This is a genomic window from Undibacterium sp. Di24W (assembly GCF_049340325.1).
Lineage (GTDB): Bacteria > Pseudomonadota > Gammaproteobacteria > Burkholderiales > Burkholderiaceae_D > Undibacterium.
The window spans coordinates 181,101-199,151 of record NZ_JBMPOP010000006.1 but is presented as its reverse complement, the minus strand read 5'-3'; the positions used below and the strand labels follow the sequence as shown (position 1 = coordinate 199,151).

Here is an 18,051-nt window from a genome sequence, read left to right as displayed (position 1 = left end):
AGATTTATCTCACGCGTGTTCCACCTCGTCAAATTTTCCAATATCGATAAGTGTGCCTTCATATAAGGCTTGCTCATAGCGATATGGTGGATACACGCTAAGATACCTAATCACCAAATTCGGCATAAAGAACTTCAACATGGCACACAGTAACACTACTGTAGCATGCGCCGAAGTAGCGCCAGATTTCCCCAAAATCACATACTGCGGCGCCCACTTTCTGCAAGCACGCACAATGTCGAACAAAGACATGTGACCATATTCAGCATCGAGCAGCATCACATCGAAACCGGTTTTCTCTAGAAACTTACCAACATTCAACATACCTAATGGGGGCAATTGCAAATTGGGTATGCGACTACCAATCGGTGTGTGTGGCGGATTGATTAACATGACTCTTGTTGCCTCTGCAGTTTTCATAATGACTTCCGATGAAATTGAAAGCATGTAGTTTGAAGAGACCAAGTGAAGCAAAGATGAAGTTTGTGTGAAGTTTGGCTCACAATCTAACGCATGGTTTTGTGAGGCAATTTTAGATCTTGACCAAACTATCGGTTAAACTCAGGTAACAGGGCCATTTTTACATCGTAAACATAGGTCTAGCAGTCGATATGAAAAATACATCATCTCGCCGCCACACCAATTGACACACACACACACGGCCTTATCGGAATCCCATGAAGCATTTCAAAGTATCTATCCTGATCTCTATCGTTCTATTAGCTCTTGCCGCTTACTGGGGTTATACCCATGGTGGCATCAATGCAGCGCTGACTGCGCTTGGTATCGCCTCAATTCTAGCGATCTTGGAAATATCACTCTCCTTCGATAATGCGGTAGTGAATGCGTCCGTATTAAAGAATTGGGATGCTTTTTGGCAGAAATTATTTCTAACAGTCGGTATCGTCATTGCCGTATTTGGTATGCGCCTAGTGTTTCCCCTAGTAATCGTGGCACAGGCAGCGGATCTCGGCATACTGGAAGTCTGGGATCTGGCGATCAACAATCCCAAAGCTTTTTCTACGCATCTGGTCAGTCATCATGCGGAAGTGGCCGCTTTTGGTGGTGTGTTTCTATTACTGGTGTTTTTGAACTTCTTATTCGATGAGAAAAAAGAGATGCACTGGCTCGGAAACATAGAAGAAAAAATGTCTTCATTTGGGACTATCGGATCTATTCCTGTATTGATCGCCTTACTTGTCGTCATAGCGAGTGTGAGCATGGTCGATGAGACACAACAATTTGCCGTGCTGCTGGCTGGCATATGGGGCGTGGTGACCTATGTATGGGTCGATTTTATTAGTGACCTTTTGGAAAAAGAAGAATCCACCGATATCGACATTGGTGCCGTGGTGAAAAGCGGTGGTATAGGCGGCTTCTTGTATTTAGAAGTACTCGATGCGTCATTTTCGTTCGACGGCGTGATCGGTGCCTTTGCCATTACCAATGATGTCGTCATCATCATGCTGGGCTTGGCCATAGGTGCATTCTTTGTGCGCTCTATGACCGTGTATCTGGTGCGTCAGGGCACTTTGGAAGAATATGTATATCTAGAACACGGCGCGCATTATGCGATAGGCATTTTGGCCTTAATCATGTTCGCCAGTATGAAATATCACATACCAGAAATTTTTACCGGATTGATCGGCATTGCGTTTATTGTTGCATCTCTATGGTCATCTATCCAACACCGTAAATTAGGTCAATAGGAGAAGCACGGCACCCCAAAATAAGGTGGCTCGAATATTGCATGACTAGTTTGTGTGTTAGCCGAAAGTAGCAGCATACAATCCTTATTCGACATTTTATTTTCATATTGCGGATCACATTGATAGTCCTTGCCCGGCAAAGGCAAGCCGATTCGACGATGTAATTTCGCACATAGTTTTGGAGCCCTGTTTGTCTCAACCTCATGCGCCTAACCTGAAGATCGTCGTCATCAATACCGTGATGCCGGTGTCGGAGGATACCCATGATCAAGATCCCGCGATGCAGTTGCAAATGGCACGCTCGCGCGCTTTACGAATAGGTTTGCTGCAAGCTGGCTATAACATTATTGCCTCCATCCCCGGTGATATGTATCTGATTGACAGGCTGACTCAATTGCAGCCTGACCTGATTATCATCGATGCCGAGTCGGACGCCAGAGATGTCTTAGAAGAATTAGTCATTGTCAGTCGCGATGCACCACGCCCTATCGTCCTGTTCACAGAAGACGGCAATCCCTCACAACTAGAAGCCGCAATGGCCGCTGGTGTCTCCGCCTATGTTGTAGCGGGCTTACAAGTCGATAGAGTAAAACCCGTACTAGAGGTCGCGGTAGCGCGCTTTAACGCCGATCAAAAACTGCGCTCGGAATTATCCGATACCAAAACCAAACTAGCCGAACGTAAAACCATAGAGCGCGCTAAAGGATTACTAATGGAACGTCATCGCCTAAGCGAAAACGAAGCCTATCAAAAGCTACGTAAGCAAGCGATGGAAAAAAACCTCAAATTAGTCGACCTAGCGCAACGCATTTTAGATGTCGCGGATCTGTTAGGTTAAATCCACTTAAGCCTGATCGTTTTTAGTGCATTGCACCAAATTGGATTCCAAATCAGTGCAAAAAGTCTTTTTTACCAGCACGATCTTGGCAAGCGCAAGGCGAACAAGCGATAAGACCAGTTGGCACAGTAATTGCAACTACAAGATCAAGTACCCCATCGGTACATACAGAAATTTGCTAACGGCGGTAAATTTCTCAGGAAGGACCAATTAAGTAGTACAGGCAATGCAAAGACAATCTTGCAACGCTCGTTGACTTAGTCATTACTTCCGAAAAGACAAAGGCGTCTTCCTACCTGCTCAAACGAGCCGGGTAGCAAGACGTCTTTTTTCGTTTTGATCATGCTTTGTAAAGACCAACACGCTGGAGCGAAACCATGAATAAGCAAGTCAACCACTCAAACGAAACAGGTGCCCTCGATGAAACATCTCCTGCCAACACAAGTACGACTGCACATGACCCGTCACGTCGAAATCTCATACAAGGCGCTGGCATGCTTGCAGCAAGTAGCATGTTAGGCCTAGGCACAGGAATCAGTGGCGCGTGGGCCGCTGGCTCCGATAAGCCAGAAAAAGAAGAAGTCAAAATCGGCTTTATTCCTTTGACCGATTGCGCCTCCGTGGTGATCGCTTCAGTCATGGGCTTTGATAAAAAATACGGCATCAAAATTATTCCGACCAAGGAATCCTCCTGGGCCAGCGTGCGTGACAAATTGGTCAACAGCGAACTCGATGCCGCGCATGTCTTGTATGGCCTGGTATATGGCGTGCAGCTCGGCATAGGGGGTCCGAAAAAAGATATGAATATCTTGATGACGCTAAACAATAACGGTCAAGCCATCACTTTGTCGAAGAAACTTGCCGACAAAGGCGCGGTCGATGGCGCTGGTCTCGCCAAATTAATGGCACGTGAAAAACGTGAATATACCTTCGCCCAAACCTTCCCTACTGGCACTCACGCTATGTGGCTGTACTACTGGCTAGCGGCGCATGGCATCAATCCAATGAAAGAAGCCAAAGTCATCACCGTACCGCCACCGCAAATGGTTGCCAATATGCGCGTCGACAACATGGACGGCTATTGCGTGGGTGAGCCGTGGAATCACAGAGCGGTAGTCGATGGTATTGGCATTACAGCTGCCACGACCCAAGATATCTGGCGCGATCATCCTGAGAAAGTATTAGGTTGCACCTCCGAGTTCTCACAAAAATATCCGAACACTGCACGTGCAATGGTGGCCGCGATTTTAGAAGCTAGTCGCTGGATTGATGCCTCACTAATGAATAAACAAAAGATGGCGGAAATTATCGCCGAAAAATCTTATGTCAATACCTCGGTAGACGTCATCAATCAACGCATCATGGGCCGCTATCAAAATGGTTTAGGCAAGACTTGGGATGATCCTCACTACATGAAGTTTTTCAATGATGGTGCGGTGAATTTCCCTTACTTGTCAGACGGTATGTGGTTCCTGACTCAGCACAAGCGTTGGGGTTTATTAAAAACCGATCCAGATTATCTGGGTGTGGCAAAGGCGGTTAATCGTATCGATATTTATAAAGACGGTGCTGCGATGGCGAAAGTCAGTGTACCGAAAGATGTGATGCGTAAGAGTAAGCTGATCGATGGCACGTTGTGGGATGGGCAAAATCCTGCCGCTTATGCAGCCTCATTTAAGATCAAGGCTTAAGGAACTCTTATGACTAGCGTGCTCTCGACTTATACCGCCAGCCCGGATGCCAGCGTGACCGATAAGAGTAAAGCTGCACCAACGGCACAGGCAGCGTCCTTACCTGCACCTGAGAAATCACGAAAGAAAGAAACCAAGATGGCGACGCCTTCTGCATTCTCCCTCAAACTGAAAGCCTTGGCTTTAAAAATACTGCCGCAATTTTTGGGGTTGGCTTTGCTGGTTTTAATCTGGGCTATCATCGCTGAGAAAAATACCTCTCTCCCCTCGCCTTGGGTCACCCTGCAAGAAGCGATCAAACTATTTTCAGATCCTTTCTATCAAAATGGCCCGAACGATCAAGGCATAGGCTGGAATATTTATGCGTCTTTAAAACGGGTCGCGGTAGGCTTTGGTCTTGCAGCCGTCATCGGCATTCCGCTCGGCTTTATGATAGGTCGCTTCAGCTTTATGGCGGGCATGTTTAACCCCATCATCAGCCTCCTGAAACCAGTCTCGCCTTTAGCATGGTTACCAATCGGCTTGCTCGTTTTCAAGGCAGCTCACCCGGCAGCCATCTGGTCAATTTTCATTTGTTCAATCTGGCCTATGGTGATCAACACTGCTATCGGTGTACAACGTGTGCCGCAAGATTATATGAATGTGGCTCGGGTATTAAACCTATCCGAATGGAAGATCCTAACGCGCATCTTATTGCCTAGCGTATTGCCCTATATGTTAACTGGCGTACGTCTGGCAATCGGCACCGCGTGGTTAGTGATCGTGGCGGCGGAAATGCTAACAGGGGGTGTCGGTATCGGCTTTTGGGTATGGGATGAATGGAATAACTTGAATGTACCGCACATCATTATCGCGATTGTCGTGATTGGTTTTGTCGGATTGATTCTGGAACAAATTTTGGTCGCAGTAGCACGTGCCTTTACTTATGAAGAGACTGGAGCCTAGTGATGACACAACTCATGGAAAATTCGACAACAACTCCGATCACCTCGCAGGCTATTGCAGTTGACAAAGCGAGTGAGCGAAAATACATAGAGATTCAAAATGTAGAGATGCGCTTCGACACAAAAAAAGGCAGCTTCCACGCTCTGCGCGATATTAATCTACAGATCGCCAAAGGTGAATTCATTACCTTGATTGGTCACTCAGGCTGCGGCAAATCGACACTCTTGAATTTAATTGCAGGCTTAACCAACGCGACCTCAGGCACGCTATTGTGCGCCAATCGCGAGATCTCTGGGCCCTCTCCTGAACGTGGCGTGGTATTCCAAAATCATTCTTTACTACCTTGGTTAAACTGTTTTGAAAATATCTATCTTGCGGTAGAGCGTGTGTTCTCATCCACGGAATCAAAAGCAGAACTCATCAACCGCACTCGCAATGCCCTAGCTTTAGTAGGTTTGAGCGCTGCCGACAAAAAACGTCCCCACGAAATTTCAGGCGGCATGAAACAACGTGTCGGCATCGCCCGTGCTTTAGCGATCGAGCCCAAAGTTTTATTGATGGATGAACCGTTCGGTGCACTCGATGCATTAACCCGCGCTCACTTGCAAGATGAGCTACTCAAGATCGTCGCCAAAACGCAATCAACGGTCGTGATGGTGACCCATGATGTAGATGAAGCTGTACTGTTATCTGACAAGATCGTGATGCTGACCAATGGCCCTGCCGCCACCATAGGCGAAGTCTTGTCCGTAGAATTAGCGCGACCACGCGAACGAGTCGCTCTGGCGAATGACGCGCAGTACGCTAAATATCGCAGCGCGGTGCTGGAATTTTTATATCATCGCCAATCGCATCCGAGCAAAGAAGTTGCTTAATTCGCTCCCACAAGACCCCGAATATCCAAGAGAAAAAATTATGAAAAAACTCAAACTCGTCATGGTCGGCAATGGAATGGCAGGCGTGCGCACCCTCGAGGAATTGCTGAAGATTGCGCCAGATTTGTACGACATCACGGTCTTTGGCGCTGAGCCTTACGCCAACTACAATCGTATTTTGTTGTCACCCGTTTTAGCGGGCGAGCAAACAATTAAAGACATCATGCTCAATGATGTTGACTGGTATGCCGATAATAATATCACCCTGCATCTGGGTAAAAAGATCGTCAAAATTGATCGCTATAAACGTGTGGTGATCGCCGAAGATGGCATGGAAACAGAATACGATAGATTATTGATCGCCACCGGCTCTACACCATTCATGTTGCCAGTACCGGGCAAAGATTTACAAGGTGTAATTGCCTATCGCGACATCCACGACACCAATGCCATGATCGCTGCAGCCGAAAAACACACGCATGCCGTCGTGATTGGGGGCGGCCTGCTCGGCTTAGAAGCGGCTAACGGTTTGAAGATGCGAGGCATGAACGTTTCGGTCGTGCATTTACCCGCGTGGCTGATGGACAGACAACTCGACCTGACTGCTGGCAAGATGCTACAAAAATCTCTAGAAGATCGTGGCCTGAATTTTCTTTTGGAAAAAAACACTGAAGCGCTACTAGGCGATGAAAACGGTCATGTGAAAGCCATCCGTTTTTCGGATGGCCTAGAAATTCCTACCCAGCTCGTGGTGATGGCAGTCGGCATCCGTCCAAATACCGCTCTAGCGGAATCGGCAGGACTGTATTGCAATCGCGGTCTGATCGTGAATGACACCATGCAAACTTATGATCCGCGCATTTATGCGGTTGGCGAATGTGTGAATCATCGCGGCACCGTGTATGGCTTGGTTGCACCTTTGTTCGAAATGGCCAAGGTCTGCGCCAATCATTTGGCGAATTTTGGCATCGGCCGTTATCAAGGTTCGGTCACGTCCACCAAACTCAAAGTCACTGGCATCGATCTGTTTTCGGCTGGTGATTTCTCGGGCGGTAAAGATACCGAAGAAATCATCTTGTCTGACCCTATTGGCGGCGTCTATAAAAAACTAGTGCTGAAAGACGACAAACTGATCGGGGCTTGCTTGTATGGCGACACGGTTGATGGCAGTTGGTATTTCAAGCTACTGCGCGAAGGAAAAAACATCGCGGAGATACGTGATTCACTCATGTTTGGGGAATCGAACACGGGTGACGTCGGCCACGAAGGCCATACCAAAGCTGCTTCGATGCCAGACACCGCCGAAGTCTGTGGTTGCAATGGCGTGTGTAAAGGCACGATCGTCAAAGCAATTAAAGAAAAAGGCTTATTTACTTTAGAAGATGTGCGCAAACACACCAAGGCGTCCGCATCCTGCGGTTCGTGTACTGGCTTAGTGGAGCAGATCATCATGTTCACGGCGGGTGGTGATTATTCGGCGACACCCAAAGCCAAGGCCATGTGTTCATGCACGGACCACTCGCATCATGCGGTACGTGAAGCGATCAAAATCAATCATTTGTTGACCGTAGCGTCGGTTCAACAATTCATGGATTGGCGCACACCAAATGGTTGCGCAAGTTGCCGCCCTGCTTTGAACTACTACCTGCTTTCGACGTGGCCGAAAGAAGCGGTGGATGATCCGCAATCACGTTACATCAATGAGCGCTCGCATGCGAATATCCAAAAAGATGGCACTTACTCGGTGATTCCACGTATGTGGGGCGGCGAAACTAATGCTTCTGAACTGCGCAGAATTGCCGACGTGGTCGACAAATTCAATATCCCAACAGTGAAAGTAACTGGTGGCCAACGTATTGATTTACTCGGTGTGAAGAAAGAAGACTTACGCGCGGTCTGGCAAGATCTGGGCATGCCGTCCGGCCTCGCCTACGCCAAAGGTCTGCGCACAGTAAAGACTTGCGTCGGCAGCGAGTGGTGTCGCTTCGGCACGCAAAATTCCACCTTAATGGGGCAGCAATTAGAGCGCGAACTAGCACGCATGTACGCGCCGCACAAAGTCAAACTCGCTGTCTCTGGCTGTCCGCGTAATTGCGCCGAAGCTGGCATCAAAGACGTCGGTGTGATCGGAGTCGATTCAGGTTGGGAAGTGTATGTGGGCGGCAATGGCGGCATCAAAACCGAAGTCGCTCAATTTCTGGTCAAGCTCAAGACGCATCAAGAAGTGATGGAATACACAGGTGCTTTCTTACAGCTGTATCGAGAGGAAGGCTGGTACCTAGAGCGCACTGTGCACTACATTGCCCGTGCTGGTCTCGACTATGTAAAACAACAGATTCTTGAAAATTCTGTGCGACGTGAAGAGCTGTATCAACGCTTATTATTCTCACTAGAAGGCGAGGCTGATCCTTGGCATGAACCGGAGAAGGCGCAAGTTGATACACGGCAGTTTGAGAGAATTGGTGGATGAGTTGAAGCCAAAGTATTGATGCAACCATGAAACGCGATGAACCTTCCCTCCCCTTCAAGGGGAGGGCTAGGGTGGAGATGGGTTTAATTAAAGCACGGCAGCAACGTAGGGCGAGTGAAACCCACGCCACGAGCCCATCAAGCATCTGAGCCGCGCGGGTTGCACCCGCCCTACATTAAATTGGCTGATCAAAACACATTGAAAACAAAGGAAAAACCATGTCCCAAGAATGGCAAAACATCTGTAGCGTAGACGACATTCCAGTCCTCGGTGCGCGTGTCGTAAAACGGCAAGCGAAAACTGATGTAGCGATTTTCAGAAATACCGAGGACAAAATTTTTGCACTCTTAGATAAATGTCCTCACAAAGGCGGCCCCTTATCGCAAGGCATCGTCTTTGGTGAGAAAGTCGCTTGCCCTTTGCATAACTGGAACATAGAATTGCCGACTGGTTGCGCGGTGTCTCCGGACGAAGGCTGCACCCAAAAATTCAGTGTCAAAGTTGAAGCCGATCAGGTCTTTCTCGACACGAATGAATTGTTGACGCTTGCAGTCGAAACTTAAGCGATTTAGGAAATCATGAATGACACTATGCGCGAAACCAAAGTAGCTAATGTGCTTGATATCGCGGCTACGCTAGAAACCAAATCCACCTGCTGCTATTGCGGTGTCGGGTGTGGTGTGATTATAGAATCCGACGGTGTACAAGTCACCGGCGTGCGCGGCGATCCTGATCATCCAGCGAACTTCGGCAAACTGTGCAGCAAAGGTAGCAACCTACATCTGAGCGCCAAACCACTATTGCAACAGCAGGTACGTGCGCTGTATCCAGAATCGCGCACCGATCGCACGCAAACCAGACAACGCATAGACTGGGATAGCTGTCTCGATAGCATGGTTGACAAATTCGCTGCAACGATAAAAGAACACGGCCCTGACAGCGTAGGATTTTATATCTCGGGTCAGCTACTGACAGAAGACTATTACGTCTTCAATAAGCTCGCCAAGGGTTTGATAGGCACGAATAACATCGACAGCAATTCACGTCTCTGTATGTCGAGCGCAGTAGCGGGCTATAAACAGACTTTAGGCTCCGATGCGCCACCTTGCAGTTATGAGGATATCGATCATACCGATCTCTTGTTCATTGCAGGCTCTAACACTGCATTTGCGCACCCCATCTTGTATCGTCGCATCGAACGTGCGCGTGAAAAAAATCCCAACTTAAAAATGATCGTGGTAGATCCTCGACGCACGGATACCGCGCGCGATGCAGATCTACATCTGGCTATTTTGCCCGGCACCGACGTCGCTCTTTTCAATGGGCTCTTACATCTTTGCCTATGGGACGATACGCTCGACCATAACTTTATTACTCAACACACGGATGGTTTTGCTGAGCTAAAGAAAACGGTACGCGATTTCACACCGACCATGGTGGCGCAAATCTGTGGCATTAAGGAACTAGACTTACATCAAGCAGCGCAATGGTTCGGTCAAGCAAAAGCGGCGCTGTCCTTATATTGCCAGGGCCTGAATCAATCCGCCGCAGGTACTGCAAAAAATGCCGCCCTCATCAATCTACACCTTGCGACTGGACAAATAGGCAACCCCGGCGCAGGGCCATTTTCACTGACCGGCCAACCGAATGCAATGGGCGGCCGCGAAGTCGGTGGCATGGCCAATCTATTGTCTGGGCATCGTGACTTAAGTAATCCCGACCATCGCGCTGAAGTCGCCGCTTTGTGGGGCGTAGACAATGTACCTGCGCAGCCTGGAAAAACGGCGGTTGAATTATTCGAAGCCGTACGGCAAGGCGACATCAAACTACTTTGGATAGTCTGCACCAATCCCGCGCAATCCATGCCCGATCAAAATCTAATCCGCGAAGCCCTACTGAAGGCGGAACTGGTGATTGTGCAAGATGCCTACGCCAGCACCGCGACCGTGCCATACGCAGATATTTTATTGCCTGCATCAACTTGGTCAGAGAAGTCTGGCACGGTGACTAATTCAGAGCGCCGCATCTCACGTGTTAATGCCGCCATCGATGCGCCGGGTGAAGCCAGACATGATTGGGAAATCGCGGCGCAATTTGCACAAAAATTAGCCTTGAAGTTAAACAAATCAGCACCCTTTTTTTCTTACGCTTCTCCAGAAGAAATCTGGAACGAACACCGAGCAACGACCAGCGGACGCGATCTTGATATCACCGGTTTAAGTTACGACATTTTGCAAACACAGGGTCCGCAACAGTGGCCATATCACACTGGTGCAAGCACAGGAAAAGCACGCCTGTATGAAGATCATCAATTCGCTACTGTTAATGGTCGCGCCCGCTTTGTTAATACGCGGTACATGCCTACCGTGGAAAAAACCAATCCTCGCTATCCATTTGCGTTGACTACGGGACGCTTACGCGATCATTGGCATGGCATGAGTCGCACTGGCACGGTGGCACAATTATTCGCGCATGCAGCTGAGCCGGTAATCGAGATGGCGGCTCAGGATATGGAGCGACGCTTTATTAAAAATGGTGATCTGGTCGAAGTGAGCAATGGACGCGGTATGCAAAGACTGATCGCCAGCGCTAGTGACACTCTAAAAGCAGGACAGGCCTTTATCGCCATGCACTGGGGTGAGGAATTTGTGTCAGGAGCTGTGAGTAACGAAACAAATAAAGAACATACTAGCTATGGCGTCAATACACTATGCAACCCAACGATAGACCCTGACTCTAAGCAACCAGAATTGAAACACACCGCGGTCAAAATTGTGAAAGCAGAATGTCCATGGCAATTTCTGGTGATTGCTTGGCTTGATGAAGCAAAAATTCTCAGCATTCAACAAGGTTTGCGTCAGTTCTATGGAAAATTCGCTTACGCCAGCTGCGTCCCGTTTGGTCGTGATAAACAAGGTCTGTTATTTCGAGCGGCTCATACCTCAGCAGTAGATCACGACATCACTGAACAAATCGAATGCCTGATGGGAATACATGGTGCGGCCGTGCTACGTTACGATGATAAAAAACGCGGGAATTCAAGACATTTATTATTAGGTCAGAACGAATATGGCAGCACATTGCAAGCGATCGCTTTAGCGGGCGATATAAGCGCAGAACATTGGTTAAGAGTGCTAATAGATGATCAAACAAGTATTCAACAAACCAAATCCTTATTACTGAACGAAGCTCCGCCAACGCAAGATGTCAACATGGTCAGAGACAAAATTATTTGTACTTGCCTGAATGTGGGAGAGCGTCAAATTCAAAGCGAGATCAAAAAACTAAATGAACATTTCAGCGATACAAAAAAAGACGTTCTGCAACACCTAAAGCAGCGCCTGCGATGCGGCACCAATTGCGGTTCTTGCGTGCCAGAGATCAAACAAATGATTTTACAAAGGCCGATTGTCGGCATCCAAGATAGCAGTAAATTAATCAGTAAAATATCGGACCATCTATAGGAACATCGATAGGAGCATCTCGAAAAATTCAAGCCTCGTTGTGATGCGTGCTTACAAGAGAAGTTTCTCGATGGAAGAATCTATAAATAATCACGGCAACATAAAATCACGATAAAAATCAATGAAAGCTCTGACTTTCGCAGGCACATGACGCCCAGGCGGCAACACCGCATAAATCCCTCCAGAGGGTAGCGACCAATCTGTCAAAATTTGCCGTAATTTTCCATTTTTTATTGAAGCTTGTGCACTCATTTCTTCTATAACTGAAATGCCAACGCCCTGCTGCAATAAGGCCAATAGCGAGCTGGGCGAATCAACGTGCAACCGTGACTTCATATGGACTGTACAGCTATCTGATTTGTTGTCGACGAATTTCCAGGTTAATGGGGTCGGCAATAGCGACAACGCTACCCATTCGTGCTCGCGTAAATCTTCTGGATGCTGAGGCGTACCCCATTTTTTCAAATACGCTGGAGCAGCTAAAACACATTGTTTGAAGTCACCTATTTTGATCGCTCGTTGTGAAGAATCGCGCAACCAGCCCATGCGAAACGAGAGATCGATACCATCCGCCACCAGATCAACAATCCTGTCGTTAGTGCGTAAGTCAATGCGCAAATGTGGGTGCAGCTTAGCAAATTGTGCCAATGCTGGCGCCACGGATTGTGCCGCATGCATCACACTAGCAGAGATCCGCAAGACGCCAGTCAGTTCACTTTGCGCACTACCAACCTGGGTTAAAGCATCACGCAATCCTATCAAGTAAGGCTGGCATTGTTCATGCAAAGTTCGCCCTTCCTCGGTCAAATTTATTTGACGTGTCGTACGGGTAAATAGCGAGCTACCTAATTGCTTTTCCAATCGCCCTATCTGCACACTGATCTTCGCTTTGGCGACACCCAGACGATCCGCTGCACCGGTAAAGCTACCTGCTTCCACTACAGCATCAAAAATGCATAAAGCATTGAGATCGATCTGATCCAATTTGGCCATGTATATCTTCCTCTAGTACATTAAGACTCACTGAATCCGACATAGTAAGGCATGATTTCAAGAAAACCATTGTTAGAAATATGAGAACAATGAATTCTAGATTAGCGTATTTATCTAGTCAATTAATGGGTGCATACTTCGTTTCGTATTTTAGTTATTCAGCCACTTTTTAACACACCAACGAATTGAAGGAGTTTATTATGAACGTTGCACTTATAGGCGCCAGTGGTTTTATCGGCTCAGCTTTACTTCAGGAGTTATTATCACGCGGTCATCAGGTCACGGCCTTGGTCGGTCATCCAGAAAAATTATCAGCTCATACGGCACTGCGTGCCTTAGCCAGCGATGTGCAAAATCTCAATCAGCTTACGCAGCAACTGTCAGGATTTGATGCTGTCATCAGCGCTTTTAGCGGTCATGCACAGAGCGATACCTATGCCTATTATCTTGCTGGCATTAAGAATATTATCGCTGCGGCAAAAAGTTGCAATTCACTTCGTTTACTGGTTGTCGGTGGCGCTGGATCATTAGAAGTGGCTCCCGGCATTCAGGCAATAGATACACCAAGTTTTCCTGCTGAATACAAAGCAACGGCAGAGGGTGCACGTCAAGCCTTGTATTTACTGCGAGAAGAACAAAAACTAAACTGGACTATGTTGAGCCCAGCGGCAGTCATCGCGCCGGGTGTGCGCACTGGGCAATTCCGTTTGGGTCAGGATCAGATGTTGTTCGATGCTGATGGGAAGAGCCATATTTCGGTAGAAGACTATGCGCTTGCTATGATCGATGAATTAGAGCAAGCGCAATTCTCCAAGCAACGTTTTTCTGTCGCTTATTAAACCCGAGTATTCGCGATTGCTGCATTTCCACAAAAAAAATCCGCTGAACGGTTCAGCGGATTTTTGAAACGAACATGTGAACTAAATTACGGCACTATAAAGTCGTTCAATTTTTTAGTGAACTTAATCAACCATAAACGATTCGGTCGTTCGCTGTCCGCGCCGCGAGTGATGCGCGTGCTATTGCCTGCTGTACAGCCAGTCGCTGAGCTAGTCGTTGTCAAAGCACCAGCCATGTCCACCGTACATTTAGTAATATCTGCACCGTCAACGTTCACGCCAGCGGCGGTTTGGACTATGGTTTTCAAACCAAAATCATCGTCATTGACCAAAGCCAAAGTATTCTCATCCACCAATGCTAAACCTTCAGCTTTTTCTGCCAACCAGCCAGCACCGTTCAAATCAAACAATAAGGTTTTCTTCAAAGTTACCACGTTAGCGTAATTAGCGGCATTCACGGCGGCGCCAGTCATGCTGCTTTTCTCCAAATCAGTGCCGATTGTTGCGATGTCTGTGGCGTTAGTCGGAATTTGCACCAGCATCAGGCGATTGAATACTTTGCCATCTACGCCAGCACCTTGTTCAATCACAATAAATTTGCCGTTACCTAAGGACACCAAATCACCTAATTTTGCACCACCAGTTTTACCGCCTGAATAAAGGCTGGCATCTAAAGGGTAGGCATAAAGTTTAGTGGTTTCGGTAGTCGGATCAAACTCTACCCAACGATTAAATTTGGCGTAATCTTTGATGCTTTCGCTACTGGCAGCTGTTGCGCCTGGTACGATGTAATTCGCCTTGCCATCGTCCAAAGGACTCTGTATAAAGCCATGCAACTTGCCACTAGCGATCTCCAGACTTAAGCCTTCCATACCGCGATTGGCGCGACGTTTCAACAATACGGCGGGCAAGTCAGCTGCACCCGTGCCAGGCTGATATTTTTTAAGAATAATACCGGTATTGATGTCGATCTTCAAAATGAAAGGCCCATACTCATCTGATACCCACAATGCATTGCGTGCGCTATCCAATACAATGGATTCGGTATCCAAACCGTAATCGCTGAATACCGCTTTACTACCAGCTTCATACTTGACAGCATCGGTCAAAGGTACTTCGCCGGAAGAACCTACTTTACCTGCTGCGATTGGGAGACCAGAAGCATTAATCGTGCTGGAGAATTTAATCGGCATACTGGATTTCAAGACCGCGCCCGTTTTTCCAACAGAGATCACACCTATCGACGGGGTGAAGCTGGGCGATGGGAAAAACTTTCCATCGCTAGTACCAGTAGCGCCTGCTGTCATCATCGCATTTGGTACTTTAGGGCCATCGCCATTTGGACCACGATCTGTAATGCCATAAAATTCAAGACTACCGTCTGCAGCTTTACCTTTAAACGTCAAACCAGAACCATAAGACGGCAAAAAGCCTTTAGGAAAATCGGCTTTAATCGCAGCGATACTCCCTTCATAAGGGACAAAGAAAGAGTCTGCCGCTTGAATTTGGTAACGCGTAATGCTGGCGCTAACGCTGCCTAAGGTATTGGTCTGCGTGATTGTTTCAACAAAGGGAGTCGCCATTCTTGAGGCCAAAGTATCTTCAAAATGTTCACTCACCAAAATGCGTCTATCGTTGTCTACTGAGCGACTTTGATAGTTGGCTGGCAGCTTCGCCAACACGGCACTCATTGCAGTATTAAATGCCGCTGGTGCTAAGTTGAAATCAAGGCTTTGCGTCGTCAAAGCGGTCTTCACGGCGGATGAAATTTGTATGCCGTTCGCAGGATCGTTATCGGTGTCCAGTAATTGCAATGCCAACAAACGATTGACTACTTTATCATCTCTGATCTTATCGCTACCAGCTAGAGTTAAAGGTGTAATAGTGGCACTGCAAGCACCTGAGCCTAAATTAATACCGCCTACGTTAAAGGCGACGGTTTCGCCATTCAGGCAAGTGAAGCCACCACTAGCGCTAGTGCTTTGCTTTGCCGCACCGTTGGCAGCGTATTCCAAGCCCTCCACCGCAGCATCTAAGAACACACCTGATACTGGCGCAGGAACCACTTTTTGATCTACATTATTACTATCGCCACATGCTAGCAAAGCGGCCGCTGCTGCTAAGATTGTGAGACCCGTTATCGCTCTATTCCGCATCATTTTCCCCAAATCACTTAAATTCAAACACGTACAGCAGAAACTTAGATAAAGTGCAGGAATGTAACTGGCGAATATGACTAAGGTATGACAAATACAAATTGCCAAGCACGCTTTTTGTCGGGATTAGGATAGATTGATAGCTAAAAAATTTGCTCTAACCAGCTAAGGAAACTATTCTGAATGTCGGTGCTCCAAGGCTGTACAAGTCTAATAGCGACCAAATACTGAAGCGGCAAAATAAGCCCAGCGTGCTTCGTGAGTGATAAGGAAACGATGATGAATGAAAAGAAACTTTACCGTGTCCCGCCGTTCTTCAAATCAGCATGTGCTCTCGCTATTTTATTGCTGACGCTCACTGCTTGCGCAGCGACACCTACCATAACGCAGGTTCCGCAAAACCTGTTTCGTGACGATTTGTTTGTGTCAAATACTAATCCGATTAAAGCAAATGATATTTTTGTCGCAGATAAGGCGATGCAGCAATTCATCGCTACCGAAATCGTAAGTCAACTGCGCTCAACCAGTCACCAAAGAGCCCTTTTTAATGCTTTATATAGTAAGGCGCAATTACGTCTTGAATACGATTCATCCTATACCCGCACCGCCAGCGAAGCCTTCGCCGCGCGTTCAGGTAATTGTCTGTCGCTGGTCATCATGACAGCTGCCTTAGCCAAAGAAATGGGACTATCAGTGCAATACCAAAAGGTGATTACTAAAGAAGATTGGAGCCGTAGCGGCGGACTATACTTTGCTAGCGGTCATGTGAATGTGGTGCTGGGTAAAAAGCGTTTCGATGAAAAAAATCATTTGGATCAAAACTACCAAATGACGATCGACTTTTTACCGCCGCAAGACACCGCGAGTCAACGCACAGTAGATCTGGAAGAGAACACGATTATCGCTATGTATATGAATAATCGTGCGGCCGAATCACTGGTGCGCAATCAAACAGATCAAGCCTATTGGTGGGCCAAAGAAGCGATCATAGCCGATCCACAATTTTCATATTCTTACAATACTTTGGGCGTCATCTATATGCGCCAAAAACAATATCTAGATGCTTATCGAGCACTTGAAATGGCGCTAAAGACTGATCCTGACAGTTTGGTGGCGACGTCAAACATGGTACAGACCTTAGAAATGTTGGGGCGCGACGCGGAAGCAAGCCTGTTAAATGAGTCCTTACTTAACAAACAACCCTTTCCCCCTTTTCATTTCTTCAATTTGGGCTTGAAAGCGATGGAGAGAAATGAATTTCAGCAAGCAAAGTTTCTTTTCCAAAGAGAACTCAAACGCGCCCCCGATTACCACGAATTTCACTTCTGGCTTGGGCTAGCCCATTTCCGGCTTGGCGAACTAGACGCAGCTCAGCAAGAGTTCGATCTTGCAAAAGCAAATAGTACGACGCAAAAAGACTTTGCTTTATATTCTGCCAAGTCAGATCGTTTGAATTCACTGCGGCGACAGTAAAAAAGCTCCGTCGAGTTATCGACGGAGCTTTTCAACTAAATTCATCTACTTAAGCAGCCAAAAATACTGGTGTCTTTATTTGCGCGGTGTCACGTGCAGACAACGGCAACTCACCCAAGTGTGCTGCACCACTCATCAACTCCGCGATGCGCTGAGTCAATTCATGCTCTTGTGTTGCTAATTGAAAATGCGCTGGACGTTGGGTCTGTACGATACCCCAACGCACTACAGGGGAACGTCCGCTGCCATCTAGCAAAGCGTGATCACGCAACCATTGCTCAAAGAAGCGTGTTGGCATCTGACTATCAACCCAGATCAAATGATCGGATGTCATCAACTTGTTGTACGATGGGCGAACTAAGATTTCGTAAATCATTTTATAACTCCCTTAATGTCTCTGTCTTTTCACGTTGTCATTTCATTCTGTGACAAAGATGCTGTTAGGGAAAAAACGCTAGTCACGACAAGCTGGTTGACACAAATTCTTACAAGTTTCGGTTTTTTTTAATTTTTTTCGATTATTTTTGCTTAAAACGAAAAAAAGCCTGATTTTTTTCTAAAAATCAGGCTCTTAATGGTACTTAGGCTACTGCAGTTG

At 47.2% G+C, this 18,051-nt stretch carries 14 protein-coding genes; 10 read left to right on the top strand and 4 right to left on the bottom strand.

Features of this window, described 5'->3' with window-relative positions; all coding sequences use genetic code 11:
* Positions 1 to 9: 9 nt before the first annotated feature.
* Positions 10 to 420, bottom strand: a complete 411-nt coding sequence (locus tag ACO0KZ_RS14425; protein WP_422996367.1) for a hypothetical protein — start codon at positions 418 to 420, stop codon at positions 10 to 12.
* Between the two features lie 257 nt (positions 421 to 677).
* On the opposite strand from ACO0KZ_RS14425, the gene ACO0KZ_RS14420 reads away from it, so the two are divergent.
* The 8 genes from ACO0KZ_RS14420 (at position 678) to ACO0KZ_RS14385 (ending at position 11,992) form a co-directional block, all read left to right on the top strand.
* Complete coding sequence (locus tag ACO0KZ_RS14420) at positions 678 to 1,709, top strand: DUF475 domain-containing protein (protein ID WP_422996365.1); 1,032 nt, start codon at positions 678 to 680, stop codon at positions 1,707 to 1,709.
* A gap of 241 nt (positions 1,710 to 1,950) precedes the next feature.
* Positions 1,951 to 2,547: an ANTAR domain-containing response regulator gene (locus ACO0KZ_RS14415; protein WP_315485874.1), complete on the top strand. Its 597-nt coding sequence runs from the start codon at positions 1,951 to 1,953 to the stop codon at positions 2,545 to 2,547.
* Between the two features lie 494 nt (positions 2,548 to 3,041).
* Positions 3,042 to 4,238, top strand: coding sequence for a CmpA/NrtA family ABC transporter substrate-binding protein (locus ACO0KZ_RS14410; RefSeq protein ID WP_422996651.1), 1,197 nt, complete (start codon positions 3,042 to 3,044; stop codon positions 4,236 to 4,238).
* Positions 4,239 to 4,376: 138 nt separating this feature from the next.
* Entirely contained in the window at positions 4,377 to 5,183 is an 807-nt protein-coding gene (ntrB, locus tag ACO0KZ_RS14405; RefSeq protein ID WP_422996649.1) for a nitrate ABC transporter permease, read from the top strand.
* A 107-nt stretch (positions 5,184 to 5,290) separates the two neighbouring features.
* The gene (locus tag ACO0KZ_RS14400; protein ID WP_422996647.1) at positions 5,291 to 6,058 is read left to right on the top strand and encodes an ABC transporter ATP-binding protein; all 768 of its coding nucleotides are present in this window, start codon (positions 5,291 to 5,293) and stop codon (positions 6,056 to 6,058) included.
* Between the two features lie 40 nt (positions 6,059 to 6,098).
* Positions 6,099 to 8,528 (top strand): nitrite reductase large subunit NirB, encoded by a 2,430-nt coding sequence (nirB, locus tag ACO0KZ_RS14395; protein ID WP_422996363.1) that lies wholly within the window; start codon positions 6,099 to 6,101, stop codon positions 8,526 to 8,528.
* A 218-nt stretch (positions 8,529 to 8,746) separates the two neighbouring features.
* Complete coding sequence (gene nirD / locus ACO0KZ_RS14390; protein WP_422996361.1) at positions 8,747 to 9,091, top strand: nitrite reductase small subunit NirD; 345 nt, start codon at positions 8,747 to 8,749, stop codon at positions 9,089 to 9,091.
* 15 nt (positions 9,092 to 9,106) lie between these two features.
* Positions 9,107 to 11,992 carry a molybdopterin-dependent oxidoreductase gene (locus tag ACO0KZ_RS14385; RefSeq protein WP_422996359.1) on the top strand — a complete coding sequence of 962 codons (2,886 nt, stop codon included), beginning with the start codon at positions 9,107 to 9,109 and terminating at the stop codon, positions 11,990 to 11,992.
* A 90-nt stretch (positions 11,993 to 12,082) separates the two neighbouring features.
* Here ACO0KZ_RS14385 and ACO0KZ_RS14380 read toward each other — a convergent pair whose 3' ends face one another.
* Positions 12,083 to 12,985 (bottom strand): LysR family transcriptional regulator, encoded by a 903-nt coding sequence (locus ACO0KZ_RS14380; RefSeq protein ID WP_422996357.1) that lies wholly within the window; start codon positions 12,983 to 12,985, stop codon positions 12,083 to 12,085.
* Positions 12,986 to 13,185: 200 nt separating this feature from the next.
* Here ACO0KZ_RS14380 and ACO0KZ_RS14375 point away from each other — a divergent pair, with 200 nt between their 5' ends.
* Positions 13,186 to 13,824 (top strand): NAD(P)-dependent oxidoreductase, encoded by a 639-nt coding sequence (locus tag ACO0KZ_RS14375; RefSeq protein WP_422996355.1) that lies wholly within the window; start codon positions 13,186 to 13,188, stop codon positions 13,822 to 13,824.
* A gap of 86 nt (positions 13,825 to 13,910) precedes the next feature.
* Here ACO0KZ_RS14375 and ACO0KZ_RS14370 read toward each other — a convergent pair whose 3' ends face one another.
* The gene (locus tag ACO0KZ_RS14370) at positions 13,911 to 15,983 is read right to left on the bottom strand and encodes an esterase-like activity of phytase family protein (RefSeq protein WP_422996353.1); all 2,073 of its coding nucleotides are present in this window, start codon (positions 15,981 to 15,983) and stop codon (positions 13,911 to 13,913) included.
* A 273-nt stretch (positions 15,984 to 16,256) separates the two neighbouring features.
* On the opposite strand from ACO0KZ_RS14370, the gene ACO0KZ_RS14365 reads away from it, so the two are divergent.
* Complete coding sequence (locus ACO0KZ_RS14365; RefSeq protein ID WP_422996351.1) at positions 16,257 to 17,453, top strand: tetratricopeptide repeat protein; 1,197 nt, start codon at positions 16,257 to 16,259, stop codon at positions 17,451 to 17,453.
* Between the two features lie 49 nt (positions 17,454 to 17,502).
* On the opposite strand, the gene ACO0KZ_RS14360 is transcribed toward ACO0KZ_RS14365, so the two are convergent.
* The gene (locus tag ACO0KZ_RS14360) at positions 17,503 to 17,829 is read right to left on the bottom strand and encodes a hypothetical protein (protein ID WP_422996349.1); all 327 of its coding nucleotides are present in this window, start codon (positions 17,827 to 17,829) and stop codon (positions 17,503 to 17,505) included.
* Positions 17,830 to 18,051: the final 222 nt, after the last annotated feature.

What these genes read in the sequence shown, in the direction of transcription:
- nirB (WP_422996363.1), top strand. Translation starts at nt 6,099, where the DNA reads ATGAAAAAACTCAAACTCGTCATGGTCGGCAATGGAATGGCAGGCGTG.
- ACO0KZ_RS14375 (WP_422996355.1), top strand. Translation starts at nt 13,186, where the DNA reads ATGAACGTTGCACTTATAGGCGCCAGTGGTTTTATCGGCTCAGCTTTA.
- ACO0KZ_RS14365 (WP_422996351.1), top strand. Translation starts at nt 16,257, where the DNA reads ATGATGAATGAAAAGAAACTTTACCGTGTCCCGCCGTTCTTCAAATCA.
- ACO0KZ_RS14385 (WP_422996359.1), top strand. Translation starts at nt 9,107, where the DNA reads ATGAATGACACTATGCGCGAAACCAAAGTAGCTAATGTGCTTGATATC.
- nirD (WP_422996361.1), top strand. Translation starts at nt 8,747, where the DNA reads ATGTCCCAAGAATGGCAAAACATCTGTAGCGTAGACGACATTCCAGTC.
- ACO0KZ_RS14400 (WP_422996647.1), top strand. Translation starts at nt 5,291, where the DNA reads ATGCGCTTCGACACAAAAAAAGGCAGCTTCCACGCTCTGCGCGATATT.
- ACO0KZ_RS14380 (WP_422996357.1), bottom strand. Translation starts at nt 12,985, where the DNA reads ATGGCCAAATTGGATCAGATCGATCTCAATGCTTTATGCATTTTTGAT.
- ACO0KZ_RS14425 (WP_422996367.1), bottom strand. Translation starts at nt 420, where the DNA reads ATGAAAACTGCAGAGGCAACAAGAGTCATGTTAATCAATCCGCCACAC.
- ACO0KZ_RS14370 (WP_422996353.1), bottom strand. Translation starts at nt 15,983, where the DNA reads ATGATGCGGAATAGAGCGATAACGGGTCTCACAATCTTAGCAGCAGCG.
- ACO0KZ_RS14360 (WP_422996349.1), bottom strand. Translation starts at nt 17,829, where the DNA reads ATGATTTACGAAATCTTAGTTCGCCCATCGTACAACAAGTTGATGACA.
- ACO0KZ_RS14420 (WP_422996365.1), top strand. Translation starts at nt 678, where the DNA reads ATGAAGCATTTCAAAGTATCTATCCTGATCTCTATCGTTCTATTAGCT.
- ACO0KZ_RS14415 (WP_315485874.1), top strand. Translation starts at nt 1,951, where the DNA reads ATGCCGGTGTCGGAGGATACCCATGATCAAGATCCCGCGATGCAGTTG.
- ntrB (WP_422996649.1), top strand. Translation starts at nt 4,377, where the DNA reads ATGGCGACGCCTTCTGCATTCTCCCTCAAACTGAAAGCCTTGGCTTTA.
- ACO0KZ_RS14410 (WP_422996651.1), top strand. Translation starts at nt 3,042, where the DNA reads ATGCTTGCAGCAAGTAGCATGTTAGGCCTAGGCACAGGAATCAGTGGC.